We start from the raw sequence: 12665 nt of genomic DNA, 5'->3' as shown, positions 1-12665 counted from the left end.
CTTTAAGCTTGAGATACTCTCAAAATATAGATTATGTTAGTCTCCGATGAATTAAATAGAATTCGCTTTAGAGTTATAAAGGATAAAAGCATGAAAAAAGCATTACTTATTGCCGTTGCTATGTTGATAGCCCCCATTGCTGCCATTGCAGCCGATTACAAAGAGGGTGTTCACTACACCGTAATCAACCAGGGTCCTGCGACGGCGAAGCCTGAAATTGCAGAGTTTTTCTCATTCTATTGTGGCCACTGCTACAATTTTTCTAAGACTGAAGTGCCAAAGATCAAAGCGAATAAGCCTGAAGGTGTCACGTTTAAGCAGAACCATGTCGAGTTTATCGGTAAAGAGATGGGTATCGAGATGTCACGTGCCTTCGCCGTTGCACATCAGCTAAAAGTCGATGCAAAAATTGAGCATGCACTGTTCACCGCAATACATGACAAGAAACAACGTTTCACTAATCGTGACGACATTCGTCTATTATTTATCGCCAATGGCGTGGATGGAAAAGATTTCGATGCCGCGGCAAATTCGTTTATGGTGAGTGCTCAAATGTCACAGATGAAGCGCGCTACATCCAATGCTCAAATCTCTGGTGTGCCAGCTCTGGTAGTTAATGGTAAGTACCGTGTAGAGACCGGCGCTATCAAGTCATATGATGAGCTTCTCGATATCGCTTACTACCTGACTACGATGAAGTAAGCTTGTAATGAAGTAAACGGTATATTGTTATATCGATCAAAGGAGCCTGATGGCTCCTTTTTTATGTCTGGACTTCTTGTAACAAAGAGTTGTCACAAAAAGTTGTAACTGAGAGCTATGTCGATTGGCCATGGCCAATGATGTTCCCGACATCGTTGCGGCATTCCGTCTTCTGCCCCATATGGGACATGTCTTTGAAATGTAGGAGCGGCTTTAGCCGCGAATGTTTCAGGCAATCGTTGTCTTACTGCTTTACTGTCGTGAATTTGATTATGCTGTCTTTGAAAGCCATAAAAAAAACCGTATTTCCTGGTCGCAAGAAATACGGTCATCGAGCCATCAGGCTCAGTTTTACCCTGAGTAACGAGTCTAATTTAACAGGGAGTCAATTTATTGGCAAGTGTCAATTTAAGGTTATTCGCTAGCTATTGGTCTGATAGACAATGAGATTTTTTCTGTAGTAAGGCTTGGTTTACAACTTTCCAAAAAAAAATTATTTTTAATGAAACTCTAAGGGTAAAAGACTTGTCGAAGACAGAGTATTATCCAAATATTAATAATAAAGCGGTCGGAGGCTATGTGAGAGTTTTTCCTGTCTATGCACCAAAGCTTATCGTTAAGCACGCGCGTATTTTTCTATCTGGGGTGATCTGGGTTAAAGACTTAGGTCGATTAGAGTTTGAGAAAGGGAGATTTTTATTACCGAGGCGAACACAACCGAATGTGAAACTGGCAATTCTGGAGCTGAATGAGCTTATCGAAGCTCAAAGTAGCGAAGCGAAGATTGCTTAGATCTTCGCCAATGCTATAGATGTTTTTTAGTTCACTTCTTCATTGAGCAAGCCAACAAGTCCGGTGACTTTTTCATTCCAAGAATTTAGATCTTGGCTCAACTGTTGGTTTTGCTCTGTCAGGCTATTACTTTTCTGCTTCTCTTCTTCAAGCTCCATTTTTAGTAGCTCAATAGTTTCGAGTGCTGCCTGGATTTTTGTCTCCAGTTTGGACAGTAGTTCAAGGCTCATGGGGAGTCCTAGTAGTTTCTGGATGGTAGTGTGATTCTATCAGTGCAGATACAGTAGTGAATAGTTAATTATGCTGAATGTTCAAAAATTTAGTATGAATCGTGTTTTTTTTGTACGTGTTATGATGTTGTTCTTATTATCTTCTTTATTTTCTCGTGGAACATTTCAATGACAACGAGTGTTGCCGTACTCTTACCCTTGGCTCTTACCCTCATTTTAGCCCTGACACTTAGGCGAACGCTCCTGGCTTTAGGCGTTGGAATACTCTCCGGGGCCCTTATGATTGCCTTGTTTAATCCCTTCATGACGCTGGAATATTTAGCAGTAACGGCAGGTAAGCAGATCTATGCCGATGGAAGTTGGCAATCCTGGCACTTGAATGTGTTAATTGCGATGGTGCTGCTTGGCGCGATGACTCAACTGCTGGCACGAGGCGGAGCCGTCAATGCGTTTGCCGATTGGCTGTATCACCGTATTCGAAACGGCAGGCAGGCGAGGTTGGGTGTCGTTTTCTTAGGCTGGGTGGTATTTATCGACGGGATCTTTAGCTGTATCGCCGTGGGCCATGTCTGTCAGCCACTGAGTCAACGTTACGCTATGCCCAAAGAGCAGATCGCCTATTTAGTTGACTCCAATGCCTCCCCTTTATGTTCATTGCTGCCTTTCTCAAGTTGGGGGCCTTATGTGATGGCGATACTGGCTGGGATCACCTTGTTGCCAGTCTCTCCATTACAGGCATTTATGGAGATGGCTCAAATTAACTTTTATGCGATTACTGTCATCGGTTTGTCATTGCTGGCCGCCTGGTTTGGTAGCGGCTTTAAGTCACTTAAGAATACCGATACGGTTTCAGAGTCTGTGCAGGTAGGCAGCCCCTGGTTATTAGGTGTCCCTATGGCAACACTGCTCATCGCTTCGATTGGGTTCACACTATGGTCGGGAGGCGCGGCGTCCGAACATTGGAGCATCACCGATTGGCTGTCGAATGCCGATATCGGTAGTTCGATGCGAAATGCCTGTATATTGGCAACGCTCACCTGTGTCCTATTGCTTAAACACTCCGGGCGAAGTTTAAGTCAGCTGATGAAAGATATATTGGCGGGTATTCAGGGCATTAGTTTTGCTATCGGTATTTTAATCTTTACCTGGATGATCGGCGCCGTTATTAAGGATTTAGGTGTCGCTAAGTTATTGGCTGGCTGGGCCGAGCAGTTTCTGTCTGTGCACTTTCTTCTCGCCGGCACTTTTTTATTGTGTGCCGTGATGGCGTTTACGACGGGCTCCAGCTGGGGGACATTTGCGATAATGATCCCCATCGGTGGCGAAATTGCCTCTGCAGTCGATGTGACTATGTTGATTCCTGGGCTCAGCGCCGTAATGGCCGGAGCCGTTTTTGGCGATCACTGCTCTCCCATCTCAGATACCAGCGTGTTGAGCGCAACCAGCAGCGGTTGTGAGCCTCACTCTCATGTTATCACTCAACTCCCTTTTGCAATGATCGCAGCTCTCACGTCCCTCTTGGGTTATCAATTGATTAATCTGGATCTGCCTGGCTATGCCGTTTGGCTTATCGTTGGAATGACAGCCGTTGGGCTTTTCTTGTTATTGACTCGGTTCAATGGGAAATTTTCTCGAAGAGAGGCTTTACAGGAAGAGGGCTGAACGAAGAATTGAGGTTGGATAAGTTTTTATATTTCTCATAGCAAAAAGCCCCTTGCGGGGCTCTTTTAAGCGATTAGCTTAGAAACGGTAGTCAACACCCAGGTACAGTTGCTGGCTGTCATTGAGTGACATGTTAGCTTGAATGCCTGGGCCCGTTGCCGCAGCTGGTGAAATTGCACTCTCAAAGTGTGATACATCGTAATCTTGCTTAAGGTAGCGATAACCAATTTCTGTGCTTAGTTTGTCATTGATTTTATACATCAAACCAGTTTGACCACCCCATACGAAGTTGTTGCTCGAGCCGACCACGCTTGTATCTGGGCTGACGTGGTTAACACCTGCTGTTGCACCGATGAACCAGTTTAGCTTATTGCTATCGCCTAAACCGACCAGGTAGTCATATGACATCAATAAGCTCTGCTGCTTTGCGAAGTCATCTGAGTTGTAAGAGTAAGTACCATAAACACGGTTCTGGTCGTTTAAGTAAACACCGGTACGTAGTTCGTATACAGCATTGTTTTCTTTCTCTGAGCCAGTCATAGGAACATTGAAGCCTGGATCGATTGGATCGATTACAGTGACTGAACCTTCATACTTGTTTTGCTGTGCACCGACGGTACCACCGACAAACCAATCTGCTGCGAAGGTAGGGGCTGAAATTGCTGTTGCTGCTACTGCTGCCAGAACTAAAGATCTGTTTTTCATAATATGCTCTCACTCTCAGAATTAATCGTTATTTTGTTTCGTTGAGGGCATATTAAGTGACATTAGCTGAACGCTGACTGAATGGTATTACCGTATGAAATACAGCTAAGTTTTGATTTTTCCTCTCTCCACCACATAAAATATCTCTTTGTTTTTATGGTGTTGCAATTTTACCTCTGGTTTGTCTCGTTTGAGTGGGATATTTGTTCTATATCTGTTAACTGGCTTGATTTGAATAATGAAGTGACTTAGTTCAGAGAGTCTAACCAATATATTATGTGCCTAAACTGACTCAATAGAGGAGGAGCCGGAGAAGTTATCTGAACGGTGTGAGTACCGGCAGTTATTAGATAGTGTACGGGTAAGCTGAAGATATTGCGGCCGATGATTCCCGGCCGCGGATCATGAACGATTTACTTCTTGAAGAAAGCTTCGTTGGTACCATATGGACCTAAGTTTAGATCGCGTTTACGGATCTCATCCACACGATCGAATGCCTCTTCTGCAACGCGAAGGTTCTTCACGTCTTTACGCCAGTAGTACTTGAAGCCATCGAAATGTGCATTCTTTGGATACCAGTACATCACACCTAAACCTTTATCGCTCATGATAGGAGTGTTGTGAATAGTGGCCCCGGGAATGTAGAAGTATTGGCCCGTTCCTAAGGTTTGGAACTTGTTGTCGGCAAGGGTCTTGCCTTCACCGTTAACCACATAGTAACACTCTGGTTGACCGTGGAAGTGTGGTGCGTGATCTGACTTACCGCCATTTGTGATACCCATTACCATTGGGCTGTCTGAAAGCTCTTTCCACAGATATCCAACCGGAGCATTTTTCAGGTCACAGTTCTTGGCTTCCATGATGTTGCCTTCGTCGTCCATGGTCTTACAGAAGCGCTGATCTACGGCAATGCTGTCATTTGACTTGATGCTGTTAAAATCGATTTTTCCCGCTTCCCAGTCGGCAATATAGGCTTCGACCATAGGGTCGCTACACTGGGCTGGCATAGTATCTTCTGGCGAATATGGAGTGCTGTCATAAGGAACCGGCGTCATCTGCTGGAATGGTAGCTGTGCATGGTTACACTGTGGACCCGCAGCCAATGCTGTGGTTGAAGCTAGCGCGGCAAGGCCGAACATCATTTTAAGTTTCATCATTCATATCCTGTTATGGCTTGGTGCCCGAAAGCTGCGATATTGTGCTTGTTCTTTTGGGCTTGAACTAACAATAAAGTGATAATGGTGCTGTAAAGGTGAATTGGATCACGCACTCTTTTTAGCAGCAAACTTATTCGTGACAGAGCTCGCGAATATTCTTACCTGAAAACTCATCTGAGCTTAGGTTCTCATTCCCATTGCTAATTAAATATGAAACTGCAGGGTGAACTGAGCATAGTTAGATTGCCCCGTTTGTACCTGCTTGTTTGACCAAGAGTCTTGACTATCGTCGATCTGATAACGACCGAGTTCAACTCCGACTCTGAGCCCCGGTGTTAAGCTGGTGAACAGGTTCACGCCGAAGTGAGCGCGATCCGTCTGTTCCACCTCCGTACGGGTGTGACCATAGAAAACAGTTGAACGGGTCGTCTCACTCCAGAAGTGCCGATAGGCGACCATCGCCGAGCTCGTTGTTTCGATTTCACCTTGAATGATATCTTTAGCCGCATCGGTTCCGACATAGCGCCCCAGATTACCGTAGTGCAGTTGAAATCTCAGGTCGTCTTTACCAAAGGTATTTATCTTAGCCGCCAGTGAACCGCCAAGGCCCAGCTGCGCCGTATCGCTTGGATCGAGGTACCTGACTAAACCTGACAGTGATGCATTTCCCCAGTTACCTTGCCGGTCGTAACGGACGATGGCATCGGGAATATAGTCATTATCTGTCTCTACCCACTCTTTTTGTTCCTGGATATCGCTGGCTTGTGTGCCATAGGTGTAGGGATTTTCCAGGGCTATCTGCCAATGCTCTGTTTGATATCTCAGCAGCGCTTGTCTTACCATAGCTTGCCCCACTAAGGGACCACCAAGATCTGCCGTTTCGGCGAAGGTGTTGGTGTTAACTAACGTTGACCAGGTTTGACCGGCGGTGAACTCTTGGTATTGGATCATCGCATGTCTGAGTCTCGGGCTGTAAGAATTCGAGATGACAGGGTTGCCCTGAGAAGATCCGACAAAGTCAATCTCGGCAAACCCGGTGACCTCTCCCCGGGTCAGCTTGAGGTTAAACCGGCTCTCCTGGGCGCCAAATTGGGTGCGTTTGGCCTCCTCCTGAATCGTTCCATCCCCGTTCCAGCTGGGTTGGAAAGCGATGGTGCCGTCGACGTAGCGGGCATTGGCCTTGAGGAAACCACCCAGCTCATATTCGGTCTCTGTGGCAGCAAGGGCCGGAAGGTGAGTCAGCAGTAGGGTAAGCGATAAGGTTGTTTTTATGTTCATAATCTTCTACATGAAGGGATTTGTCTAAAAAAAAGCCCTATAAAATAGGGCTTGATTCAATAATCTACGGGGAAATCAGTAAGTAAAAGTCATGGACTAATATGAAGCATGATCCGTATTAAAATCAGAAGGTTGAGCTACTATGTTTGCAGTAAGAGCTGGTTCAGATGCGGGAGCGGCCCTGAACCAGCGAGTACTTAGGTTTTGATTACTAGAAGTAGTAACCAAAGTTGATGTTGACGCGCTTGTCCCAGTCATCGCCCATTTCTGGCAGACCGACATGGTCATTGTTAGCGGTTGAGAAGGTCATGTTTTTGCCCATGACGAAGTCGATCATGGTGTAAGTTGGACCTGCTGAAACTGCACAGCCTGTGACGTTTTGCATACTGTTGTCGTAGCTGCTGTCATCGACGTCAGGGGTCATAAGACCGAAATCGTTATAACACTTCACGCTACCCCAGTCCGTTTTGAAGGTCTTAGCGATATTAGCGCTATAAGCTTGACCCTTAGAGGCGATCTCATATTGCCAGCTTACTACCGATACACCAATCTTGTTTGAATCGACCGAATCTGCCGCATCATATTCATATTGCATCGCCTGCAGTTGCAGATTCCAGCCATTGTAGCTGCTGTCCAGGTGAAGAGCCGCAGCGTAGCTATCGCCGGTATTGCCGGTTTTGTTGTTGTAGATCTGACCATATTGAACAGAACCACCGAAGGTAGTTTGACCACCTTCATGTTCAGCTGTATAGGTCTGACGCACGTTAACCTGGTTTGTCTCTTCGTTGTTATACTCGGTGCCATTGATGGTGCCAGTGTATAGATCGGTCGCGTAACGCTTATTTTCTGTTGGACCATACTCAGCATTCTTGTAGAAGGCTAAGTCTGTATGCCAGCCGCCGCTGTTATAAACGGCCTTAACACCGACATCATGGTCGTCTTCAAAACCTAAGTAGTAAGGAATACCAAACCACCAGCTGTTAGAGATAAATTCGCGGTTACCGAATGGCACCTTGTTGATACCAAACTGTAGCTGCCATTCAGGATCGATATTGTAGATACCGTAGCCGTATTTGATGTAGTCGGTGCTTGAGGTGAAGCGGTACTCTGCGGCTAATCCCCAGTCACCTTTCTTACCGTTAAACTTGATGGCAGCCATATCAAAAGTCAGATCGCCACCCTTATCCTTCGAGGCTTCACTGTAATCTTTATAGCCATAGTTAACGCGTACGGCGCCGCCTATGTTGATCCCGTCTTCCTGCTCTTCTGCACTGGCGTTAAAGCCGGTTAGTGCTATCGCTGTCGCCACTATCGACAACATGAACTTGGTGGATTTTTTCATCATCATTACCCATTTAGTATTTTTGTGTTTTATGTTTAAGTTTTCGAACTCGTTACATCACATCGAACCAGGTACGGTGACACTCGGCGCATACCGGTGCCTTCTTCTCGTGTTCGCCGTGACAAGCTAAGCAGCTGGCGCCCTGGTTGTAGTGGAATGACTTATGCGGGTTGGCTTCTTCGATTGCCAACTTACTCTCGTCAATTTCTATGCTGTTGATGTCGCCATGACACTCTACGCAGGCGCTATCAGTCGCATTCTTTTTCCCTGAACCTTGATGGCAGCTCTGACAGCCATCTTCATAGATAAACTCATGATTGGTTCGTCCTTCAGTCTTGCCTTTCATCTTCACCAGATCGCCGGCAAATACGCTCGTTGACAGGGATAGTCCAACGAGTAAAGCCAATAGTAATTTGCTCATATTGATCACCCTTACACGTCGCTTTTAATAGTTTCAGAGACGACGATACCCATCGTCAGACATTCCAGACACGAAGTAGAACTCAGTCGCGCCTCGCCGTGGACTCCACCTGTCACTTCACCGATGGCATAGAGTTTTCTGATAGGTTTCATGGAGCGACCATCGATTACCCGGGCACCGATATCGGTCTTTAAACCACCCATGCAGTAGTGAACCTTAGGCCAGATGCGTGATACGACGAATGGTGGTTTTAGCTCTACTGCGGTATCCATCTTACGGCCGAAGAGAGGGTCCTGACGTGTGCTGACTTGTGCATTAAACTCTTTCACCGTCTGCTTCAACTGGGTCAGAGGAATATTGAATTTTTCGGCCAGCTGCTCGAAGCTGTCGACCTTCCATGCCATATCATCGCGAAGTGCGCGAACGACACGGTCATCATCCGGATGATCTTTGTGGTTAAAGAAGACGATCGGGTAAGCCGGTGAGCCGTCCTGATAACGGTTCTTCATGATGGCTTCCGAACAGGTCTTACGATCGGCTCTCTCGTTCATGTAACGCTTGCCGTTCAGTACGCTGACAGAGATCCCTTCGTGCCAGCCGATAGAGAGCAGGGCATTTGACCAACCGAAGCCGCCTTCATCGGGTGAGCCCCAGTGACCGGTTTGAATCAGGTTCATATGTACCGGCAGTGCGCCATGTGCCATAGCCGTCAGGGTGACTTCACCTGTCGCGCCTAAGGCATTGGTACCATCGAGGGACGGATCCAGAGATGGGTCGACTGCGGCGCGTAGCTCCATATTGCGGGCAAAGCCGCCATTGGCGAGGACAACCGCCTTATTAGCCTTGATATAGATGCTCTTACCGGTTTTTAGATCCGGGAAGCGGTAGTTTTGACGAACCTTAAGACCGATGATCTCCTGTCCATCCATGATGAAGTCTTCGATGTAATGCTGCAGGCGATAATCGATCCCCTCTTTTACACCGGCTTCATAGAGCTTAGTGGTGATGTCACCACCGGTACCGTGTTGGGTACGGATAGCACGCGCCTTGTTATGGCCACCGACCTGAATGTTAAAGTCCTTGCGGAATTTAACACCTGTTTCGATACACAGGTCATAGGCATCAAGTGCACGATTCGCTATCTGACGAAGCATCTCTTCGTTCTGCATTCCGCGTCCGGAGATGATCTGATCTTTAACCAGCTCTTCCGGTGAGTCGTCATTCACGCCTTGGGCTAGCTGAGTTGGGTTCTTAGGGATCGCTAACCAGCCGCCATTGATGGCAGAGTTTCCGCCGAAGACCTGCATCTTTTCCAGCACTAATACTGAGCCGACGCCACTACGCTTAACATTTAACGCCGCAGAAAGCCCGGCAAAACCAGAACCTACAACAATCACATCGGCCGATTCGTTCCACTTTATCTCGCCACACTCACTGGCCATAACAGTACCTGGCATGGTCGATGCCAGCCCGCCTAGCGCCGCACCGGCACCTAGTTTTAAAAAACTTCTTCTATCTTGCATTTGTGTACCCTCAACATCGGAATGACACCAAGATAAAGGGAACCCGAAGGAGTAAAGGTGAACTAAGTCACGCCCTTTTTTCAGTGACAAATTTATTCGTGAAGCAGATCTCGAAGATCTTTTCTCTCGAAAAAATTCGGATGTACTAGACAGGTTCACTAGAAGGTTAAAAATGTGAAGGGATTCTATATGGGGTTAATAACTCTCGCTGCAATGTTTACATGAGGTAACTCACAAAGCCTGCTAATAAATTCATTTTTGCGTGAAGTTAATCCCGATTAGTGAAAGGAGACCTATAATTCATATTTGTTAACAGCGCATAATCGGCTTAATTACTAAATAAGGTTTTACTGATGAAGTGTCCTACTGAAGCATTGCCCATGATACGCTGTAACCAAATACTCGATGCCGCAGAGCAGCTGATCGAGTCACAAGGTATAGTGTCATTTAAGTTCTCGCAGTTGGCTAAAGAGGTAGGCTGCTCTACGGGAACCCTGTATAAGTTCTTCGAAAGGAAAGAGGATGTCTTAGTCTGCCTGTTTCTCAGGAGTGCGACTTCAAACCACTTACCTATCTTTATCGATAAGCACCCTGAGCTGACGGCCCAGGAGAAAGTACTGCTGCCAATCCTGTTTACCTTCGAAACCATAAAGCGCAGCAAGAGTTTCTTTACCCTGCGTTCTGTGTCGGTCAATACCATGGTTTGGCAGCTGGCCAGCGATGAGAAAGTGGAGCGATTTAAGAAGCGTATCAATGCATTCTGGGAGTGGTTTACCGCCTCTCTTCATGAAGCAGTGGATAACGGAGAGTTAGATGCGACGCCGCTACAGATTAAAGAGCTGGTACAGGGAATAGCCTTTTATCTGACGGGGTCATTGACCCAATTTGAGAGCGAGCTCATTGCACCTGAATACCTGTCGAATCGTCGTGATACTTGCTACCGTCATCTATCTAAGCTGATGGGCCAATACCGATGGGAGAAGCCGCTAAATCAGGCGTTGTTCGATTCACTCGAGGCGCAAACGACGCAGTTTTTCGATAAACACTATCGTGAACATATGACATGTGCGGCATGTAGTGCACTTGCCTGTTCTCAAAAAAAAGACGAGAGCTACAGCAACTCATTACAGCGGTTAGCGGGTTAAATCATCTCAAGAAAAAAGCCTTCGTTGAATAACCGAAGGCTGAGCCTAATATGTCGATGTGATGAGTACTGCTTGTGGCCCAAATTAAAATGAGAACGTTACTCCGGGGAACACCGTGGCGTCGTAATCTCAATTTATGGGTAGAATCAGAGGACGTACTTCACAGATAATTGAGCGTAATTAGAATCAACGTCTTTATCTTTCATGGCAAAGTTACCCAATTCGAAACCTACTGCTAATTGTGGCGTTAGATTCTGGAATATGTTGATACTCCATTGAGTATGGTCGGCATCGCCTAAGTCAGTTTGTATATTTCCGTATAGCAAGGTCGATCTCAGCGTGTCATTCCAGTAATGACGGTAGGAGGCAATATAGGCGGTGCTATCTTCGACCTGCTCATCGACGATATCTTTGGCTGCTGCGACACCTACGTATCGACCAAGTTCACCTTTGTGGAACTGAAACCTTACGTCATCTTTACCGAAAGTTTTCAGTCGACCGGCAATAGAGCCCCCTACTGCTGTTTCACTTTTCCCGAGGCTGGTATTGAGTTGACGCCCTAGGGCCGACACCGAGATATTGCCCCAGTCACCCTTAAAGTTATAACGTGCAACGACATCGGGTAGCTTGTCTTTGCTGGCGTCACCACCAAACGATTCAGGGTTTTCGATGGAGACCTGAAAGTTGCCCATATCGTAACGTACCTGTCCCTGACGAATAAATGCCAGACCAACCATAGCGCCGCCAAAATCAGCAGACTCAGGGATCGCACTGGTGTTCATGAAGGTGGTCCAAGTTTGGCCCACGGTAAGGCCTTGATACTTGATGAAGGCGTGACGAAGTCGGGGACTGTAAGAATTTGAAATAATCTCGTTACCTCCGCTGCCATAGAAATCCATTTCGACGAACGCCGTGACATCATCATGTTCAAATTTCATATTGAAACGAGATTCTTTGGCAAAGATTTTAAACTGTGAAGTTGCTTCAGGTAACGGGGTTCCTGTACCGCTCCAAAAGTCTTTATAGGCCACGTCACCATCGACATAGCGAGTATCTACTTTTAGATAACCACCAAATGTTAATTTGCTGGCATCATCTAATTGAATTTCATAGCCGGCGTTAGCCGAAGTGGCTATGGCACAAAGTGAACCCACGAGCATGGTTTTTCGTATACTGGCAGCTATCATATGAATCCTTTTTAAGTGTTGATAAATAATGAAATAAGTTGTGTTAATGGGGAGAGTTTTATCTTTATTCTCAACAAGGTTTTAAAAATATCGTTTAACTAACCCAAATAGCGGCACTTCGGGTTAGTTACTTTTTTACTAAAGTATTGAACTATTTATGTTCATACTTGAATTTTGGATATTTGAAGTTATGGCAGTCCATACAGATGGCCTTCTTTGGTGTGTGCTCTCCGTGGCACTCCATACAGGGGGCTTCCTGGCCATAGTGCATACTGTCGTGAGGATTCTGTTTGGCATCGTGTCCCTCACGCTTTGTTTGCTCTGCTAACTCAGCCATGTCATGACATTGCAGGCATGAGTTATCGGATGGAAAGGCTTTCATGCCTTGGTCATGACACGACTTACAACCTGAGTCATAGACCATCTCGTGATACTCTCTCTTGTTTTGCGCTTGGGCTGACATCGCCAGACAGGTACCGAGAATGAGCAGAAGTAATGTGTTAATTTTTTTCATTTTGTAG

13 protein-coding genes are annotated in these 12665 nt (G+C 46.2%); 4 read left to right on the top strand and 9 right to left on the bottom strand.

The genetic code is table 11. The features are described 5' to 3' along the window. Positions 1-90 precede the first annotated feature (90 nt). Together EKG38_RS19930 and EKG38_RS19925 are read left to right on the top strand one after the other, a co-directional pair. Positions 91-702: a thiol:disulfide interchange protein DsbA/DsbL gene (locus EKG38_RS19930; protein ID WP_126522344.1), complete on the top strand. Its 612-nt coding sequence runs from the start codon at positions 91-93 to the stop codon at positions 700-702. 579 nt (positions 703-1281) lie between these two features. Beyond that, the gene (locus EKG38_RS19925; RefSeq protein ID WP_012144525.1) at positions 1282-1494 is read left to right on the top strand and encodes a DUF1107 domain-containing protein; all 213 of its coding nucleotides are present in this window, start codon (positions 1282-1284) and stop codon (positions 1492-1494) included. A gap of 26 nt (positions 1495-1520) precedes the next feature. Here EKG38_RS19925 and EKG38_RS19920 read toward each other — a convergent pair whose 3' ends face one another. Continuing rightward, entirely contained in the window at positions 1521-1724 is a 204-nt protein-coding gene (locus EKG38_RS19920) for a cell division protein ZapB (RefSeq protein ID WP_126522342.1), read from the bottom strand. A 168-nt stretch (positions 1725-1892) separates the two neighbouring features. Between EKG38_RS19920 and EKG38_RS19915 the strand changes: the two genes are divergently transcribed. Further along, positions 1893-3386, top strand: coding sequence for a Na+/H+ antiporter NhaC family protein (locus tag EKG38_RS19915; RefSeq protein WP_126522340.1), 1494 nt, complete (start codon positions 1893-1895; stop codon positions 3384-3386). A gap of 78 nt (positions 3387-3464) precedes the next feature. Here the strand turns inward: EKG38_RS19915 and EKG38_RS19910 are convergent, their stop codons facing one another. The 6 genes from EKG38_RS19910 to EKG38_RS19885 form a co-directional block, all read right to left on the bottom strand. Continuing rightward, on the bottom strand, positions 3465-4091 hold the full coding sequence (locus EKG38_RS19910) for an outer membrane beta-barrel protein (RefSeq protein ID WP_126522338.1): 627 nt from the start codon (positions 4089-4091) through the stop codon (positions 3465-3467). Positions 4092-4504: 413 nt separating this feature from the next. Continuing rightward, positions 4505-5248: a cupin domain-containing protein gene (locus EKG38_RS19905; RefSeq protein ID WP_126522336.1), complete on the bottom strand. Its 744-nt coding sequence runs from the start codon at positions 5246-5248 to the stop codon at positions 4505-4507. Between the two features lie 204 nt (positions 5249-5452). After that, a complete protein-coding gene (locus EKG38_RS19900) occupies positions 5453-6526 on the bottom strand; it encodes a DcaP family trimeric outer membrane transporter (protein WP_126522334.1) in 1074 nt (357 codons plus the stop codon). 211 nt (positions 6527-6737) lie between these two features. After that, entirely contained in the window at positions 6738-7871 is a 1134-nt protein-coding gene (locus EKG38_RS19895; RefSeq protein ID WP_126522332.1) for a hypothetical protein, read from the bottom strand. 49 nt (positions 7872-7920) lie between these two features. Continuing rightward, a complete protein-coding gene (locus EKG38_RS19890; RefSeq protein WP_126522330.1) occupies positions 7921-8289 on the bottom strand; it encodes a cytochrome c3 family protein in 369 nt (122 codons plus the stop codon). 11 nt (positions 8290-8300) lie between these two features. Then, positions 8301-9812 (bottom strand): flavocytochrome c, encoded by a 1512-nt coding sequence (locus tag EKG38_RS19885; RefSeq protein ID WP_126522328.1) that lies wholly within the window; start codon positions 9810-9812, stop codon positions 8301-8303. A gap of 353 nt (positions 9813-10165) precedes the next feature. Here EKG38_RS19885 and EKG38_RS19880 point away from each other — a divergent pair, with 353 nt between their 5' ends. Beyond that, the gene (locus tag EKG38_RS19880; protein WP_126522326.1) at positions 10166-10957 is read left to right on the top strand and encodes a TetR/AcrR family transcriptional regulator; all 792 of its coding nucleotides are present in this window, start codon (positions 10166-10168) and stop codon (positions 10955-10957) included. A gap of 146 nt (positions 10958-11103) precedes the next feature. Here the strand turns inward: EKG38_RS19880 and EKG38_RS19875 are convergent, their stop codons facing one another. Together EKG38_RS19875 and EKG38_RS19870 are read right to left on the bottom strand one after the other, a co-directional pair. After that, complete coding sequence (locus EKG38_RS19875) at positions 11104-12144, bottom strand: DcaP family trimeric outer membrane transporter (RefSeq protein WP_126522324.1); 1041 nt, start codon at positions 12142-12144, stop codon at positions 11104-11106. Between the two features lie 151 nt (positions 12145-12295). Then, entirely contained in the window at positions 12296-12658 is a 363-nt protein-coding gene (locus EKG38_RS19870; RefSeq protein WP_126522322.1) for a cytochrome c3 family protein, read from the bottom strand. Positions 12659-12665 lie beyond the last annotated feature (7 nt).

The sequence above is a fragment of the Shewanella canadensis genome, from assembly GCF_003966225.1.
Lineage (GTDB): Bacteria > Pseudomonadota > Gammaproteobacteria > Enterobacterales > Shewanellaceae > Shewanella > Shewanella canadensis.
This window is presented reverse-complemented; position numbering and strand designations above follow the sequence as displayed.